This window comes from Streptomyces sp. UW30, assembly GCF_008042075.1.
Lineage (GTDB): Bacteria > Actinomycetota > Actinomycetes > Streptomycetales > Streptomycetaceae > Streptomyces.
The window spans coordinates 76306-93190 of the sequence record NZ_RDBN01000005.1 but is presented as its reverse complement, the minus strand read 5'-3'; the positions used below and the strand labels follow the sequence as shown (position 1 = coordinate 93190).

The window sequence follows — 16885 nt, the reverse complement described above, 5'->3', positions numbered from 1 at the left end:
GACCGTTCCGCCGYCACACTCCGATCGGGGAACGACCCGTCAGCAGGGGAGTCTGGGGGGAGGGGGCCATGGCCGAAGGTTCGCCGGAGCCGGGACAAGCCACCGACGTCCCTCCGGCGCTGGGGCATGGCGCAGCGCTCAAAGAAGCCCATTTCGTGGCGGCGCCCCTGCTCACCGCGGCCGCGCTCTCGCTGGCCGGCGTAGTCGCCGGTGCCGAAGACGAGTTCCTGTGGCCGGGTCCCACACTCGTCCTGTTGGTGATCACCGCGATGACGTTGATCTTCAGCATGCAGCTCAGCTACAACGCGCGGTACTACTTCTACGCCTACGCCGATCTTGCCGAGTGGTTCAAGGGAATCGGGGACGGCTCCGCTCCCGAGTCCTACATACGGTCTCAGCACAGGCTCGCCACTTACATGTGGCGGACGCGCAATGACAGGGCGGTGCGCTTCTACAACTACGGCACCCTGATGCTCGGGCTGGGGGTCGCCGCGTCCCTGGCACCGCCCGACTGCGGCAAACAGGTCGTATGGCGCTGGACGGCCTCGGCCATCGTGCTGGCCGGCTCGATCGCGGACGCCATCTGGGTTCTCATCATGAAGCCGCCCTCGGGGGCCCACGACATCCCGTAAGCGACTGGACTGGAGGAAGCATGCTGCACGACGCGGTACTTCCCGGCGCGCGCATACTGGGCGAGCCGTGCCCGGCCTGCGGTGCGGAACTCGGTTACCGAGCCACGGGTGCTCCCTTGCACTCCCTCAGGTCCGTCGTCCGGCTCGCCGACGCGTATCAGGAGGCGATCGAGGGCAGGGACGCGGTCCTCAGGGAGCGACTGGGAGCGGCGCTGAACTCGGTGGTGCATCGACACGTGTGGCAGAACGGGCAGCAGGTCCCCTGCCCCTATCTCCACCTGTCTCCCTGGCTGCTGGCGCAGTGCCGGGAACCCCAAGTCGTGGAGACATGGCTCGAGGCGTTGAAGAACTGGCTACCCACGGAAGGTACGCACACCTAGGGGCCACCGGTGTCATGGCCTCGGTTCCGGGAGCGACCGTGGTCGTAGGGCAAGTCCGCCCCCCTCCCGCCCAGAAACTGGTCCGAGACGCGGAGGAACATCTCTTCCTCGGCGTCGCGATCGGCCGGGAGGCTGTAGTGCAGTGCCTCCAACAGGTCGAAGCGGTGCAGGTCGTAGGCCACGTGCATCAGTCCCGCATAAGCCTGCGCCGCCGTCACGGCGCCTTTGTACGCCGTCGCCGCAAGACCGAGCTCCAGACCGCAGAGCCACCAGCACGACGGTTCGTCGTACAGCGCCAACGCGCTGGTTCCGGTCAACGCCAGGAACGACCAACAAAGGTTCACGGCCGTGTCGAGAGCGTCGCGGGATGATCGCAGCAGGACCACGGCGCGTTCCGAGACCTGAAGGTACAGCCGTGGCCAGGAGGCCAGCGTGGTGAGTCCGTAGCGCTCCCCTGCCGAGATCTCGCCCGCCCGCAACGCGTTGCCCAGCGCGGTGGGCATCAGGACGTCCTCCGGCGGCCGTGCGGCCAGGCGACGTTGGGCGTCAGCCTGCACACGCCGGGCGCCACCCCCTCGTACGCTCGCGTCGGCTCTCCTGCTCAGGGCGTGCCGGCGCSTGCGCTGGACCCCGATCATCACACTCGCGAGCCCTGCCGTCACAGGCCAGCGATCCCAGTAGCCCTCCAGCACGCGCACGGCACGCACTTGAAACGGCTGGAGCAGCAGGCCGAGAAGCACCGCGCACGAGGAGATCACGACCAGTGCGCCGAAGGCCGTGGCCGGGCGCTCCGGGGGCACCGCACGCCAATCGCTTCTGCCTTGAAAGCTCCCCGCCCGCACCAACGCGAGCACCCCGGCGACGAACAGCGCGCACGGCGCGAAGTGCACCGACAGCACCCGTCGCACGAAGCCCGCCCTCCCCATACGCCCCCTGAGCGCTGTTCAGTATGAGGTGCGGCCATCCGCGGGCCGGAAGGAGGTGCCGCTACAGCTGGCTCAGGATCGTCGGGTCCGTGATCTTTGTGTCGGCCGCCAGCATCATCGCCTTGCTCAGGATCACCGCCAGCATGCGGTCCCCCTCGTAGGGCAGGTAACCCGCCTGCGGGGCCGACGGGTTGGACTTGGGGACGATGCACAGGTACTGGTCGTTCGGGGTTCTGAGGATGTTGCCCGAGCCGAGGTGGATCTTGTACGTGTGGCGTTCGCCCTTCACGTGCAGGAAGCGGCCCTCGATCGTGCAGCGGTCGGCGATGGCCAGCCTCGGTATCAGGCGTTCGAGCAGCGTCCGGCGGGTGTGCGCGCTCGCGCCCAGGTCGCCGAAGCCGTACGACGTCCAGTACTCGCGGAAGCGGCCGCCGGGGCCGCCGTCCTGCCAGGTCGGGTCGTTGCCGACGCTGGCCACGCCGACGAACAGGTCGACGTCGCGCAGGACTTCGGACAGGACCAGGGGCGGGATGTCCGTCAGGGGCAGTGCCGCGACCGGGGCCGCGCCGTGGCCCAGCCACATGCGGTACTCGCCGCCGCAGCAGTGCGCCGAGTTCTGCGGGGCGTCGATCGGGTAGAAGCGGACCTGGTCGGTGCGCAGGCGCAGGAAGCTGCCGGAGTCGGTGATGTCCTCGTAGTTCTCGCCGTCGTCCCCCGTGATCCAGTACTCGGCGCGCAGGCCCCACTGCGGCAGCTCCCGGACGGCCGGCGGCGCCTCGTCGTCCACGGCCAGGCGGAGCTTGTTGTGCCAGCCCCGGATCGCCGCGAGGGAGTGGAACTGGTGCTGGCGAAGGAAGTGCGCCGCGAAACGGTTGGAGTACGTCCCCGTCGCCCGCTCGGCGTCCGTGAGCAGGTACACCTCGCGGTGGGCCTGCTTGAAGGGCTGGGTGATGCCGTGCCGCTCCAGCCAGTCGCGCCAGGCGACGATCTCGGCGGGCTCGTGGCCGACCGGGTGCCAGAGTTCGACGCGGTTGCCCTCGGTCACCGGTGCGTCGGCCAGGGTCCGCAGCTCGCCGTCCGCGTACCCGGCCGTCGTGCCGTCGACCGTCCACAGCAGGCGGCGCGCGAGTGTGCCGACCAGCGGGTGGTCGAGGTAGCGCTCGCGCCAGGCGGCGTACGACCAGGTGCGGCGCGACAGGAACTGGCGGTCCAGGCGCTCGCTCTGCGCCGACAGCATCTTGTCGATGTCCTTGACCGCGGCCTTCAGCTCCTTGAGCTCGTCGGCATGGTCGCGGCGTACGGCTGCGGGGACGCTCTTGACGGCCTTGCCGCCCGCGTTGTGCCAGCTCAACACCGCCTTGGTGCCGCGGACTTCGAGCAGCGCCGTGACCTCGCCGAGCCGGTGCTCCGCGCGGCCCACCTCTGTCAGGCCGTACCCCGGTACGGCCAGTTCCTCGATCTCCTCCCGGCTCAGGCCCATCGCCTCCGCGCGGGCGTCCAGCGCGGTGTTGAGGACCTTGAGGGTGCCCTTGAAGGTGACGCGGGTGGCCAGCCGGGCGAGTTCGGCGAGGGCCGGTTCGTCGTCGATGCGGCCCAGCGCGATGACGGCGGCGTTGGCGACCTTGGGGTTCACCGGTCCGAGGCCCGCGACCTTGCGCAGGGCGGTCTCGACGAGGGCGCCCAGGGTGCGGGCGGTCTCGGGGTGTGCGGGCAGGAGGGAGAGCAGCCAGGCGAGGCCGCGCAGGGCGTCGGCGTTGTACGGGTCGAAGGTGGCGTTGGGATTCGGGCCGTAGGGCGGTTCGAGCAGCAGGCCGGTGCGTGGCCTGCCCGCGAGCCGCAGCCAGGACAGCAGCCGCTCCCGCACCTCGTCGGCGTCGAGTGCCGCGATCAGGGCCCGGCCGGTCCGGTCCCACTTCGCGGACGGGCGGGTGCTGGTCGCCGTGGCCGCGTGGGCGAGCAGTCGCCGCCGAGCCCGGCCACCTCGGCGAGGGCCCGGTCGGACCATGTCTCGCCCGGATTCACCGGGGGGCCGTCGAGCCGCGCGACCAGGTCACCCAGGCGCTTCTTGCCGTTCCACACCGTCAGATACGAGCGGCGGATCACGGCGACGAACTCGTCGGACAGCTCCCGTCCGTCGGCGAACTCCTGATCGGCGAGCCGGACCAGCCCGCTCGGGTCGTGATGCACGTCCTGGTCGGCGATCAGGCCGATCAGCGCGGCGCGTGTGGCGGGCGGCTGTCCCTCGGCGGCGGCCCGCAGCATCCGGAAGCTGTTGAGCAGGTCCACGATGTGGCGGCGCCCGACCGCGCCGGGCTCCAGCTCATGGTACCGGGCGGCCAGCCCGTGCAGGAGCCGGGCCTGGAAGGCGGTGTCCGCGGCATAGACCGCTTCGGCGACGCTGTGGCCGTCCCGGCGCCACCTGCCGTGGGTCATCTCGAAGAGCCCGAGCAGTTCGGGGACGAGCCGCTCGGCGTCCTCGGCCTCGATCAGGTCGAGGGCCTCGCCGACCAGCGCCGCGTGTTCCGGCGTCGATGCGGCCATCAGCCACCCACCAGCGCCACGAGCTTGAGAAACGTGATCTCGGTGCCGAGCCCGAGCTCGATCTCCTCGTCGAGGTCGGTGATCTGACGGTCCCCCACGAGCACGAGGAAGCCATTGCCCGCGAAGGCCTTCAGCGCCAGCGCGGTCTGCGCCTCGGGGTCTATCCGGCGGGCCGTGCGCATCGCGTACCCGTTCAGCACGCGCTCGGCGTCCCGCGGCTGCACCAGGCCCTGGAAGACCTCCGGCGTACCCGCGTGGTACTCGGCGACCTCCTGGAACACCCGGCGCCGGATCAGCTCACGCACGGCGAGGCGCTCCTCGGCGATCTCCAGCCCCCAGCCGTCGCCACGGCTCCCGCTTGTCGTCTCGTCGACGAACGTCACGATTCCCATGCCGACGACAGTACGAGCCACCACTGACAATCACCGATTTCGGCCGATCATCGCCTTACTCTGACGGTATGTCAGATGACGAGTCGTACGAACTGCTCGGGTTCGACAACGTGCTGCTGCCGGTCGGGGACCTCCGCGAGGCCGTCCGGTTCTACGAGCGGGCCGGGTTCGCGGTCGGGTTCCGGCTCGACGAGGCCGGGATCGCGTCACTGAAGGTCGGGGGCGAGACGCCGGGCCTGCTGCTGCGTCAGGAGGAGGCGGTGGGGCACCGGCCGCCGCCGTGGCCCTCCCCCCGCGTTTGGCTGGAGGTGCCGGACGCGCGGGCGGCCGCGTGCGCGTTGACCGACGCGGGCATCGCGCCGCTCGACCGGGCCTTCTCCGTGGCCACCGGCTGGACCGTCGAGTTCGCCGACCCCTGGGGGAACGTCATCGGCCTGACCGACTACTCCAAACGGCCGGAGCTCGGACGCCGGCCGTGACGCCATCTCCGGGACGCCATCTCAAGGAAGGGACGTGACGGAGGCCTCACGCAATTGAGTTGAACATGTTCAAAGGCAGGGCCTACAGTCATCCCTGTCAGCGTTTTGAACGTGTTCAAGAAGGGGGAGGCCATGGACCGTACGGTCATCGCCTACGTCATCTACCTGGTCGTCAGCATCGCCCTCACCATCTGGGTGGCCCGCACACTCAGCCGCAACGGGCGGATCTTCCTCGCCGACGTGCTGCGCGGGAACGACAAGCTCGCCGACGCCGTGAACCACCTGCTGGTGGTCGGCTTCTATCTCGTCAATCTCGGCTTCGTCGCGCTGTACCTGAGCGACGACGACACCGTCCTCGACACGCGCGGCATCTTCGAGGCCCTGTCGACCAAGCTCGGCGTGGTGCTGCTGGTGCTCGGCGTGATGCACCTGAGCAACGTCTACGTACTCAACAAGATCCGGCGGCGCGGGGTGATGGAGCGCGAGCAGGTGCCCCCGGTCGCGCCGCAGGACTGGGTCGCCCCGTCGGCCGGGGCCTGAGCGGGGCCCGGCATGACAGCCGACACGACGGGCGCCGCTACAGGCCGGGCCGCGGTCCGCGGCCTCACCGTCCTCTACGACGCCCAGTGCTCGCTGTGCACCTTCCTGCGCGACTGGCTCGTACGGCAGCCGCAGTTGGTGCCGCTGGAGATGGTGCCGGCCGGGTCCGACGAGGCCCGGCGGCGCTTCCCGGACCTGAACCACGGCGCGACGCTCGAGGAGATCACCGTCGTCGGCGACGCCGGGCAGGTCTACCGGGGCGGCCCCGCCTGGGTCGTCACGCTGTGGGCGCTGCGCGAGCACAGGGGACTCGCGCATCGCCTCAGCACCCCGTCGGGGGCACGGCTCGCCAAGGGGGCCGTGCTCGCCGCCGCGAAGTGGCGCGGGACGCAGTGGGGCGGGACGGGACAGGGCCTACCGACGCGGGGACGGGTGGTCGTACGACCCGAGTTGGGGGTGGACGTACAACGCGCCGGGGTGCGACGACGGCACCTGCGCCACCCGCTGAGGGCGGCGGCAAGAAGGGCAGACCTGGCGCCAACCCGGCCCGAAGGGCTCGCTCTCGGACTCCGTTTCTGGCATGCACCCTTCCAAATCCGCGCTCGGGTTGGCACGCTGCCCCCGGTTCTCCACTCCGCACTCGCACCGACTGTCGGTTGCCGGGCGGCCACCTGGCCGCCCGGTCCCCCCATCGCAGAAGGAGTACGCGTGAGAGGCATACCCCGCCTACCCCGCCCCGTCCTCGGCGCCCTGCTCGGCGTCACCGCGCTGCTCACCGCGAGCGCCCTCGCCACCCCCGCGGGCGCCGCGCCGAGGCCCGACACCTCGACCGGCGTCAGCTCCGTCCCGGCCGGCGCGCAGCAACAGGCCCGTGACTTCTGGACCTCTGAGCGGATGCGCGAGGCGACTCCGCTCGACCTGGTGGGCGTCAGCGGCCACATCGACGGCGGCTCGGCGCCCCGCAAGGGCGCGGCGACCACCGTCGCGCCCACCTCCCCGGCCGCGCCACTCGGCAAGGCCGCAGCCGGCATCGGCCTGATGGCCTTCCCGAACAGCGGCGGCCAGTGGACCGGCGGCGGTGCGGTCGTCAACACGGCGGGCCGCGTGTTCTTCAGCTACCAGGGCCGTACGGCGTCCTGCTCCGGCAACGCCGTCACCAGCGCCAACAAGAGCACCGTGATCACGGCGGGCCACTGCGTGAAGCTGGAGGGCGCCTGGCACACCAACTGGGTCTTCGTGCCCGGCTACCACGACGGGCAGGCACCCTACGGCCGCTGGAGCGCCTCGAAGACCCTGTCCACACCACAGTGGACGGCGAGCGAGGACATTAACTACGACGTCGGCGCGGCCGTCGTCTCCCCGCTGGACGGCAAGCGCCTCACTGACGTCGTCGGCGGGCAGGGGCTGGCCTTCAACACCGGCTACAACCTGCGCATGTACTCGTTCGGCTTCCCGGCCGCCGCCCCGTACGACGGCGAGAAGTTCATCTACTGCAGCGGCACCACCAACCGGGACTTCCTGCTGTCGAACGACCACGGCATGAACTGCAACATGACGGGCGGCGCCAGCGGCGGCCCCTGGTTCACGCAGTTCAACGAGTCCACGGGGACCGGTCTGCTGTCCTCGGTGAACAGCTTCAAGTACAACTTCCGGCCGAACCGGATGTACGGCCCGTACTTCGGCGCCGACGCCCAGAACCTGTACCAGACGGCACAGGCCTCCTGACGATCGGCGCAAACACCACTCGTTAGGCTCTCGTTCCGTGCCCTCGAAGAACGACAGCCCTGAACAGGGCGACGCGCCCAGCAAGTCCGAGCAGACCCGTGCCCTGATCCTGGAGACGGCCATGCGGCTGTTCCAGGAGCGCGGCTACGACAAGACGACCATGCGGGCGATCGCCCAGGAGGCCGGGGTCTCCGTCGGCAACGCGTACTACTACTTCGGGGGCAAGGAACATCTGATCCAGGGCTTCTACGACCGGATCGCCGCCGAGCACCGGGCGGCGGTCCGGGAGGTCCTGGCCCGGGAGCGCGATCTGGAGGCGCGGCTCGCGGGCGTGCTGAAGGTGTGGCTGGACATCGCCACGCCGTACCACGAGTTCGCGGTGCAGTTCTTCAAGAACGCCGCCGATCCCGACAGCCCGCTCAGCCCCTTCTCCCCCGAGTCCGAGCACGCGCGCGTGGAGGCCATCGACATCCAGCGGGAGGTGCTGGCGGGCGCGACGAAGACCAAGGTGCCCGAAGAGCTCCGGGACGTCCTGCCGGAGCTGATGTGGCTGTCCCAGATGGGGCTCGTCCTGTACTGGATCTTCGACCGCACCGAGGGCCGTGAGCGCAGCTACCGGCTCGCCGAGCGGGGTGCCCGGCTGACCGCGCGGGGTGTCTCGCTGGCGCGGTTCCGGGTGCTGCGGCCGCTGGTGCGCGAGGTCCACGAGCTGTTCACGGACTTCCTGCCGGGGATGACGAACGCCATTCCGGATCCGGCGAAGCGCAAGGCGGACGGGAACACCACCGGCAAAGGGGCGCCCGCCGAGGACGAGCGCCCCTGAAACCGTCTGCGGCCGACGTCAGTTGACGGCGTCCACCTCACCCTCGGCCAGCTCGACGTCGTACACCAGCGGCCCCTCGGTCACGACCACCTGCCCGGCCCGGGAGCCGTACGATGCGGCGCTCGCCGCCAGCAGATACGTCCCCGGCGCCGGCACCGCGACGATGTACGAGCCGTCGGCCAGGGACGTCACCCCGTCCAGCCGGCGTCCGCCCTGGGTCAGCAGCGTCACCGCGGCGCCCTCGACCGGCTCGCCGTCGGCTCCCCGGACGAACCCGTGGACGACCGAGGACCGTCCGGGCACCACCGGCTCCTCCCCGGCCACCGGCGGGTCCTCCCTCGGCTCGACCGCCAGATGCGGCAGCCGCTTCTCCAGCCAGTCCGGCAGCCACCAGTTCGCGTTTCCGAGCATGTGCATCGCGGCCGGCACCAGCGCCGTACGCAGGATGAAGGCGTCCAGGGCGACGGCCGCCGCGAGGCCGATGCCCGCCATGGCGCCCTCCATGTCGCCGCTCAGCACGAACGCGCTGAACACACAGATCATGATCAGGGCGGCGGAGTTGATGACCCGGCTGGTCTCCGCGAGGCCGACGCGCACCGCGCGCGCGTTGTCCTTGGTGTGCACCCACTCCTCGTGCATCCGGCTCACCAGGAACACCTGGTAGTCCATGGAGAGGCCGAACAGCAGGGACAGCATGATGACCGGCAGGAAGGACGTGATCGGGCCTTCCTTGCCGACGCCGATGAGCTCGGTGCCCCAGCCCCACTGGAAGATCGCCACCAGGACGCCGAAGGACGCGGCCGCCGCGATGAGGTTCATCAGCGCGGCCGTCAGGGGCACCACCAGCGAGCGGAAGGCGACCAGCAGGAGCAGGAAGCCCAGCGCGATGATCGTCGCGACGAAGTACGGCAGGCGGTCGGCGGTCACCGCGGCGAAGTCCTTGAAGACCGCCGTCACCCCGCCCACATGGGCCTCGGCGCCCGTCGGCGGGATCACGTCCTCACGCAGGCGGTCGATCAGCTGGTCCGTCTGCTCGGACTGGGGTGACGTCGTCGGTACGACCTGGATCACCGTGACACCGTTGGCGGGCGGTACGGCGGCCACCTGGGCGACGCCCTCGGCGGATCGGATGCCGTCCACCAGACCGGCGGGGGCATCGCCCTCGACGACCACCTGGAGCGGGCCGTTGAAGCCGGGGCCGAAGCCCTCGGCAAGCAGGTCGTAGGCCTGCCGCGTGGTGGTCGACTCCTGGTGGTTGCCCTGGTCGGTGGCGCCCAGGCGCAGCGACAGCACCGGGATCGCGAGCACCGCCATGACGACGACGGCCATGGCCGCGACCGGCCGCGGGCGCCTTTGCACGGACGACGCCCAGCGCGCCGCGAGCCCGCTCGCCTCCGCCGGCTCCGGTCCCGCGGCGGCGAGCCGGCGACGCTGGCGGCGGCTGAGCACCCGCATGCCGAGCAGGCCGAGCAGGGCGGGCAGCAGGGTGATCGCGGCCAGGACGCTCATGACGACGGTGAGCGAGGTCGCGACGACCACGCCGTCCAGGAACCGCATGTTCATGACCAGCATCCCGGCGAGCGCGATGCACACCGTGCCGCCCGCGAACAGCACGGCGCGCCCGGACGTGTTGAGGGCGGTCACGGCCGCGTCCTCGGGCTTCATCCCGCGCAGGATGCCGCGCCGGTGCCGGGTGACGATGAACAGGGCGTAGTCGATGCCGACACCGAGGCCTATCAGCGAGCCGAGCAGCGGGGCCACTTCGGGTACGTCCGTGACATGGCTGAGCAGCATCGTGCCGATCAGGCCGGTGCCGACGCCCGCGATCGCCACGACGATCGGCAGCAGCATCGCGAAGAGCGAGCCGAAGGCGAGGAAGAGCACGACCGCCGCCGCGAGGATGCCGACCCCCTCCGCGAGGCCCTGCGGCGGCTCCTGGGTGAGGGCGATGGCCTGGCCGCCCAGCTCGACCTGGAGTCCGTCGCGCTCGGCGGCCTGCGCCGTGTCGACGACGTCCTCGATCAGGTCCTTGGGGACGGCGTTCGCCTGCTCGGTGAACGTGATCTGCGCGTACGCGATCCGCCCGTCCTTGCTGATCTGCGCGGCCCCTTGTGCCGCGTACGGGTCGGTGACCTGGCCGACCCCCTTCATCCGCCCGATCTCCTCGAGCGCGGGTTCGATCCGGGACCGTACGGACTCGTCCCGTACGGATCCCCCGTCCACCTTCCACACCACCGTGTCGGTGTCGCCCGCGCTCTGCGGGAAGGCCTTCTCCATCAGGTCGTACGCCGTCGCCGAGTCCGTGTCCGGGAGGGAGAAGTCGTTCGCGTAGTTCGTCCCGGCGCTCGAACTCGCCGCGCCCAGGCCGAACAGTGCCCCCAACCACAGCAACAGGACCACCAGCCGGTGCCGATAGCACCACCGTGCCAATGCCGCCACGCTCAACGCTCCTTATTCGGTTTCGGTCGGTCCCCCAGGTCCTGGGCAACAGCATTGGCGGCGGCACACGCGCGTGGGGATGCGTCGGCCATGACTCTCAAGGAACTCCAAAGCAGAACCGGCCCGGTTGTCAGTGGGTGCGCCGATACTGGTGGCATGACGACGGGTTCAGGCACGGTGCTGGTCGTGGAGGACGAGGAGTCCATCGCGGACGTCCTGGCCATCGCCCTGCGCTACCACCGGTTCGAGGTCATGACGGCGGGCACGGTCCGCGACGCGCTCAGCCTCGCCGAGCGCACCCGCCCCGACGCGGCGCTGCTCGACGTCATGCTCCCGGACGGCGACGGCCGCGCCCTCGGGCGTGAGCTGCGCGTGCGGCGGCCGGACCTGGCGCTCGTCTTCCTGACCGCGCGCGACTCGCCCGCCGAGATCGTCGGCGCCCTCGGCTTCGGCGACGACTACATCACCAAGCCGTTCGACGTCGACGTGGTCGTCGCCCGCCTGACGGCCGTACTGCGCCGCACCCGCCCCGCCGACGTCCTGCCGCAGCGCCCGCCGATCAGGTACGGCGACCTGGAGCTGGACGAGACGACGTACTCGGTGCGCCGCGCGGGCCGCACCGTCGAGCTCACCCCCACCGAGTACGCCCTGCTGCGCTTCCTGGTGCGCAACGGCGGCCGGATCGTGCCCAAGGACCAGCTCCTGCGCCACGTCTGGCAGTACGAGCACACCCCGCCCGAGTCGACCGTCGTGGAGACCTACATCAGCTATCTGCGACGCAAGCTGGACGCCCTGGGGCCGCCGGTGATCACCACGCGGCGCGGCGTCGGATACGGGCTGGCATGAGGATCCCCCGGATCTCCCGCGTCGGCCGCCGGCGCGGGATCCACTCCCTGCGCGGCAAGCTGACCCTGACGAACGTGGCGCTGCTCGCCGTGGGCATCGTCGTCGCGACCGCGGTCAGCCTGATGACCGCCCGGTTCTACCTGCTCGACAAGGTCGACACCGAACTGAAGGGGGCGCGCGCCACCCTGGGCCAGGCCGGGTTCACCCTGCGCCAGATCGAGTCGCTCAGCGAACTGGGCATCGCGCTGGACAAGTTCAACGACGGCGGAGCCGCGGACACGGATCCGCTGCCGACACCGTCCATGGTGTACGTCGCGGTCGACTCCGGCGGGAAGCCGGTGGCCCTGGGCCCGCTGGAGCCGACACCCCGGCAGCACGCGCTCGCCGCCGCCGCGAAGGACCCGGCCGCCTTCGCCGCCGCCGAGGATCCGCGGGACGTACGGGTGGAGGGCGACCGCTACCGCATGGCCGGCGCGCGGCTGTCGGACGGCACCGTCGTGCTGATCGCCATGCCGACCGAGGGCCTGCACGAGGGCATGGGCAAGGCCCTGCGGATGGACCTCGCCGTCGGCACCCTGCTGCTGGCGCTGCTCGGCTGTCTGACCATGTTCAGCGTGCGCCGCCGGATGCGGCCACTGGAGGACATGGTGGAGACCTCGTCCGCGATAGCCGAGGGCGATCTGACCCGGCGTGTCCCCTCCAGCCGGGACCCCACCCTGGAGGTCGAGCAGCTGCGGGTGGCCCTCAACTCCATGCTCCACCAGGTGGAGTCGGCGTACCGCACGCGCGAGCACAGCGCGACCCAGCTGCGCCGGTTCGTCGGCGACGCCTCGCACGAGCTGCGCACCCCGCTGTCCGCGATACGCGGCTACCTCCAGCTGTACGACCGGGGGATGCTGCCGGAACCCGCCGAGCGCAAACGCGTCTGGGACCGGGTGAACGGCGAGGTCGACCGCATGGGACGCCTCGTCGACGAGCTGCTCACCCTCGCCCGTCTCGACCAGCGGCCCGAACTGCGCTTCCGCAACGTCGACCTGAGCCGGCTGGTGCGCGACGCCGCCGAGGATCTGCGGGTGCAGCAGCCCGAGCGGCCCCTCACGGTCTGCGCCGACGGCACGCTGCTCGTGCACGCCGACGAGTCGGGGCTGCGCCAGGTGCTGGGCAACCTGCTGAGCAACGTGCGTACGCACACGCCCGCCGATGTGCCGGTGCGGCTGGGGCTGGAGCGGTCCGACGGCGTCGTACGGCTGTGGGTCGAGGACAAGGGGCCGGGGCTGTGCGAGGAGGACGCGGCACGGGTCTTCGACCGGTTCTTCCGGGCCGGCGGGGGTGCGGGCAGCGGGCTGGGGATGGCGATCGTGCAGGGCGTGGTCGAGGCGCACGGCGGCGAGGTCACGGTGCGGACGGCGCCGGGTGAGGGACTGGCCGTCACGGTGATCCTGCCGACGAGGCCGGCTTCACGGTCGTAACCGTCACTCGGTCTGTCATGGACCGGCGGCATGCGGTCCGTCATGGTCCGGCGCGGGCGAGTACGAGCGCCCACACCGTCTTTCCGTGGCGTCCCCGGCTCCACACCCCCCAGGCGGCGGCCAGGTTCTCCACCAGGTGCAGGCCGCGGCCGGTCTCCTCCCACTCCCCCACCACCCGCAGCTGTGGCTCCAGTTGGCCCTCGTCGGACACCTCGATCAGACAGGAGCCGTCGGCGAGCGCGGTGACGGCGACCTCGAACTCGCGCTCCAGCGGAAGGCCGTGGCGTACGACGTTGGTGGCCAGCTCGGAGACGAGCAGCACCGCGTCCTGAAGCGCCGGATCCCGTGGCGCGTGCCCCCAGTCGGCCAGGTGGTCCCGGACCCGGCGCCGCGCGAGACCGACGGACGCCGGATGCCGGGGCAGCCGGAAGGCGTTGCGTCTCAACACGTTTGCTCCTCACCCCACGCACACCTCCCTCACATGGTGCGGTGCCGCGGGGTCCCCCGGCATCACCTGGGTGATGTCAAGGCAGCGAGATCGCGTCAGATCCAGGTGAGACGCCAGAGGCGGAAGACACCGGTGCCGTCGGACAGGTACTGGCCGCCGCCGACCTCCTCACTGGAGACGACGTACTCCTTGGCCTGCCAGAGCGGGATCACCGGGACGTCGCGGGCGACGGCCGCCTGGAGGGAGCGGAAGTCCTTCGTGGCCTCGCTGCGGTCGGCGTACTGCTGGCTGGCCGTGATCAGCTGGTCCACGGCCTTTTCGCTGTACCCGGTGTTCATGGTGCCGTTCGTGCCGACGAGCGGGCCCCCGTAGGTGTCCGGGTCCGGGAAGTCGGCGACCCAGCCGACGGCGTACGCGTCGAGTTTGCCGCTCGCCCACTGCTTCTGGAAGGCGGTCCACTCGTAGCCCTTGAGCGTCACCTTGAACAGGCCGCTCGCCTCCAGCTGCCGCTTGATCTCCGCGGCCTCCTCGGCTCCGGAGCCGCGGCCGGTCGCATAGCCGTAGGTGAAGCGGACGGGCAGACTGACGCCGGCCTCGCCGAGCAGGACGCGCGCCTTGGCGGCGTTCAGCTTCGGGTAGGTGTCGAAGAACGACGTGGTGTGGCCGGTGATGCCGGTCGGGATCAGCGAGTACAGCGGGTCGACGGTTCCCTTGTACACGGTCGCGGCGAGCCGGTCGCGGTCCACCAGCCAGGCCATGGCCTGCCGGACCCGGACGTCGTGCAGGGGCGAACCCTTGCGGGTGTTGAAGTAGAGGTTGCGGATCTCGGAGCTGTCGGCCTCGGAGACACGCTGGCCCGGGTCGGAGGCGTTCAGGCCGGCGAGGACCTCGGGCGGCAGCGTCCGGGTGGCGACGTCGACCTGCTTGTCCTTCCACGCCTTGTCCAGGGCGTCCCCGTCGCCGTAGTAGCGCAGTTCGACGGGGCGGCCGGTGCCGCCGAGGGCGCCCTTGTACTGCGCGTTGGGGGCGAGGACGGCATGCTCGTCCTTCGCGTAACCGGTCAGGGTGTACGGGCCGGTACCGTCGACAGCGTTGTCCGAGCGCAGAGCCTTGGCCGGGTACTTCTCGCGGTCCACGATCGCGCCTGCCCCGGTGGCCACCTTGAGCGGGAACGTGGCGTCGGGCGACGACAGATGGAAGGTGACCTTACGGCCGTTCGCGGTGACCGAGCCGAGGGTGTCCAGCAGGCTGGACGGGCCGACGTCCGACTTGATCCGCTTGACCCGGTCGAAGGAGTACTTCACATCCTCCGCCGTCATGGCGCGCCCGCTCGGGAAGGTGAGTCCCTCGCGCAGCTCGCAGCGGTAGGTGCTCAGACCGGTGCCTTCGAAGCCGCAGCTCTGGGCCGCGTCGGGCACGGGTGTCACGCCGCCCGGCTCGAAGGTCAGCAGCGTCTGGAAAACGTTGCTGAACAGCGCCCAGGAACCGGCGTCATAGGCGCCGGCCGGGTCGAGCGATGTCACGGCGTCCGTCGTGCCGACCGTGATGGTCCGGTTGTCGTCCTGCTGCGACGGCAACAGCTGCCAGCCGCCCACTCCCACGGCCGCCAGCACGAGCAGCGTCGCGAGAATCCGCATGCGAATCGAACGCATGGGTGTGCCCTCTCCCCAGGCCCTGAACGGGCCCCCGCATGAGCTTTGGAATGCGCCACTCCCCTAAGCGGCGCGCACACCTAATCACACGGATTTCATCAGGGGGAAGAGGATTCTGACGACATGAGAAAGAACTTACCTACGGGTGTTTCCGGCAGGTTTCACAGGCCGTTCACAGAGTGAGGGTGGTGGTCCGGCCGCCCGGCGGCGTCAGGCCTGACGGGACGCCAGCTCGATCACCGTGATGTCCGACTCGGCGCCCACACGCGTGGGCGGGCCCCAGGCGCCGGCGCCCCGGCTGACGTACAGCTGGGTGTCGCCGTACCGCTCCAGACCGGCCAGGGTGGGGTTCGCCAGGTTCGCGACGAGGTTGCCGGGCCACAGCTGGCCGCCGTGGGTGTGGCCGGAGAGCTGGAGGTCGACGCCGTGGTCGACGGCGTCGTGGATCTGGACCGGCTGATGGGCGAGGAGCACGCACGCGCGTGCCTTGTCGCGGTCGCCGAGGGCCTTGGCGAAGTCGGGGCCCTGGCCCTCGCTCTCGCCCGCCACGTCGTTGACACCGGCCAGGTCGAAGTGAGGCAGTTCGGTGCGGGCGTTCTCCAGCGGGCGAAGGCCCAGGCGGCGCACCTCGTCGACCCACTGCTCGGCGCCCGAGAAGTACTCGTGGTTGCCGGTGACGAAGAAGGCGCCATGTCTCGCCCGGAGCCCGGCGAGCGGGGCCGCCGCCGGGCCGAGGTCCTTCACACTGCCGTCGACCAGATCGCCTACGACCGCGATGAGGTCGGGCTGGGTGGCGTTGATGGTGTCGACGACCTTCTGCGCGAAGCCCCGGCCCAGGATCGGGCCCAGATGGATGTCGCTGACGACCGCGATCCGGTAACCGTGCGCCGCGCGCGGGAGCTTGGCCAGCGGGACGGTGACCCGCTTGACTTTCGGGCCCCGCAGCACGTCGTAGGTGCCGTAGCCGACGGTCCCCACGGCGGCCGCGGCGGCGGCACCGGCGATGACGCGGGAGACGAAGAGGCGSCGGGTGGGGGTGGCCAGGGAGCCGGGTGGGGTCGGGGAGCCCGGGGCCGGGGTCACGGAGCCCCGAGATGGAGGCGTGGAGCCCGGAGCCGAAGGCGGCGGGTCCGAGGGGAGGTCGGTCGCCGACGCCGAGTCGGTGGCGGGGGACGTGGCCGTGGTCACTCCGGCCGGCACCGGCTCGCGATCCGGCTCCCGTACGGCCTCCTGGTCGCCATCGCGTCGTTCGACCCACCGTCGCAGCAGTGGCCGTACGACCTCACCGGCGAGAACCGCCAGGAACAGATACAGCGCCAGGGCCAGCCACAGGAAGCCCGGCCAGGCCAGGACCTGCTGGAGCCAGAAGGGCGCGCCCGTGCGCTCGGCGACCAGGGCGCCGATCATCAGCGCCCAGCCGCCGGCGATCACCACCGCGCCCGCGCGGCGCACGAACCCGGGAGCGCGGGTCGTGTCGCGGAACAGCCGACGCCACACCCACCAGTTGCCCGCCACCAGGACGGACAGCACGAGCAGCGCGACGAGCGCGAAGACGATGACCACGCGGACGTTCCCTTTCCCTTGCGTGACGAG

At 70.9% G+C, this 16885-nt stretch carries 16 protein-coding genes and 1 pseudogene; 9 read left to right on the top strand and 8 right to left on the bottom strand.

Annotated features, from left to right (window positions below):
- Positions 1-68 precede the first annotated feature (68 nt).
- Entirely contained in the window at positions 69-632 is a 564-nt protein-coding gene (locus EAO75_RS02020; protein ID WP_147993288.1) for a hypothetical protein, read from the top strand.
- 20 nt (positions 633-652) lie between these two features.
- Positions 653-1012: a hypothetical protein gene (locus EAO75_RS02015; protein ID WP_147993287.1), complete on the top strand. Its 360-nt coding sequence runs from the start codon at positions 653-655 to the stop codon at positions 1010-1012.
- Here the strand turns inward: EAO75_RS02015 and EAO75_RS02010 are convergent.
- The 4 genes from EAO75_RS02010 to EAO75_RS02000 all read right to left on the bottom strand — a co-directional run bounded on the left by EAO75_RS02010 (position 1009) and on the right by EAO75_RS02000 (position 4871).
- Positions 1009-1911, bottom strand: a complete 903-nt coding sequence (locus EAO75_RS02010) for a hypothetical protein (RefSeq protein ID WP_261989115.1) — start codon at positions 1909-1911, stop codon at positions 1009-1011. The genes EAO75_RS02015 and EAO75_RS02010 overlap by 4 nt on opposite strands.
- Positions 1912-1999: 88 nt before the next feature.
- A complete protein-coding gene (locus EAO75_RS02005) occupies positions 2000-3943 on the bottom strand; it encodes a DUF4132 domain-containing protein (protein WP_315986982.1) in 1944 nt (647 codons plus the stop codon).
- The gene (locus EAO75_RS48170; RefSeq protein WP_315986981.1) at positions 3826-4479 is read right to left on the bottom strand and encodes a hypothetical protein; all 654 of its coding nucleotides are present in this window, start codon (positions 4477-4479) and stop codon (positions 3826-3828) included. Before EAO75_RS48170 ends, EAO75_RS02005 begins: the two co-directional genes overlap by 118 nt.
- Positions 4479-4871, bottom strand: coding sequence for a hypothetical protein (locus EAO75_RS02000; RefSeq protein ID WP_147993285.1), 393 nt, complete (start codon positions 4869-4871; stop codon positions 4479-4481). Before EAO75_RS02000 ends, EAO75_RS48170 begins: the two co-directional genes overlap by 1 nt.
- 68 nt (positions 4872-4939) lie before the next feature.
- Between EAO75_RS02000 and EAO75_RS01995 the strand changes: the two genes are divergently transcribed.
- The 5 genes and pseudogenes from EAO75_RS01995 (at position 4940) to EAO75_RS01975 (ending at position 8438) form a co-directional block, all read left to right on the top strand.
- Entirely contained in the window at positions 4940-5350 is a 411-nt protein-coding gene (locus EAO75_RS01995) for a VOC family protein (RefSeq protein ID WP_147993284.1), read from the top strand.
- 132 nt (positions 5351-5482) lie between these two features.
- Positions 5483-5890 (top strand): hypothetical protein, encoded by a 408-nt coding sequence (locus EAO75_RS01990; RefSeq protein WP_147993283.1) that lies wholly within the window; start codon positions 5483-5485, stop codon positions 5888-5890.
- Positions 5891-5902: 12 nt separating this feature from the next.
- Positions 5903-6398 (top strand): annotated as a pseudogene (locus EAO75_RS01985) (thiol-disulfide oxidoreductase DCC family protein).
- A gap of 200 nt (positions 6399-6598) precedes the next feature.
- Positions 6599-7615 carry a peptidase gene (locus tag EAO75_RS01980; protein ID WP_147993282.1) on the top strand — a complete coding sequence of 339 codons (1017 nt, stop codon included), beginning with the start codon at positions 6599-6601 and terminating at the stop codon, positions 7613-7615.
- Positions 7616-7652: 37 nt separating this feature from the next.
- On the top strand, positions 7653-8438 hold the full coding sequence (locus EAO75_RS01975) for a TetR family transcriptional regulator (protein ID WP_147993281.1): 786 nt from the start codon (positions 7653-7655) through the stop codon (positions 8436-8438).
- Positions 8439-8456: 18 nt separating this feature from the next.
- Here the strand turns inward: EAO75_RS01975 and EAO75_RS01970 are convergent, their stop codons facing one another.
- Positions 8457-10868, bottom strand: a complete 2412-nt coding sequence (locus EAO75_RS01970; protein ID WP_147994231.1) for an MMPL family transporter — start codon at positions 10866-10868, stop codon at positions 8457-8459.
- A gap of 165 nt (positions 10869-11033) precedes the next feature.
- On the opposite strand from EAO75_RS01970, the gene EAO75_RS01965 reads away from it, so the two are divergent.
- The gene (locus EAO75_RS01965) at positions 11034-11723 is read left to right on the top strand and encodes a response regulator transcription factor (RefSeq protein ID WP_147993280.1); all 690 of its coding nucleotides are present in this window, start codon (positions 11034-11036) and stop codon (positions 11721-11723) included.
- Positions 11720-13192: a sensor histidine kinase gene (locus tag EAO75_RS01960; RefSeq protein WP_147993279.1), complete on the top strand. Its 1473-nt coding sequence runs from the start codon at positions 11720-11722 to the stop codon at positions 13190-13192. The genes EAO75_RS01965 and EAO75_RS01960 overlap by 4 nt, the downstream gene beginning before the upstream one ends.
- A 40-nt stretch (positions 13193-13232) precedes the next feature.
- Here EAO75_RS01960 and EAO75_RS01955 read toward each other — a convergent pair whose 3' ends face one another.
- The 3 genes from EAO75_RS01955 to EAO75_RS01945 all read right to left on the bottom strand — a co-directional run bounded on the left by EAO75_RS01955 (position 13233) and on the right by EAO75_RS01945 (position 16855).
- Positions 13233-13640: an ATP-binding protein gene (locus EAO75_RS01955; RefSeq protein WP_147993278.1), complete on the bottom strand. Its 408-nt coding sequence runs from the start codon at positions 13638-13640 to the stop codon at positions 13233-13235.
- Positions 13641-13735: 95 nt separating this feature from the next.
- Positions 13736-15292: an ABC transporter substrate-binding protein gene (locus EAO75_RS01950; protein ID WP_147993277.1), complete on the bottom strand. Its 1557-nt coding sequence runs from the start codon at positions 15290-15292 to the stop codon at positions 13736-13738.
- Between the two features lie 210 nt (positions 15293-15502).
- On the bottom strand, positions 15503-16855 hold the full coding sequence (locus tag EAO75_RS01945; protein WP_147993276.1) for a metallophosphoesterase: 1353 nt from the start codon (positions 16853-16855) through the stop codon (positions 15503-15505).
- Between the last annotated feature and the right edge of the window lie 30 nt (positions 16856-16885).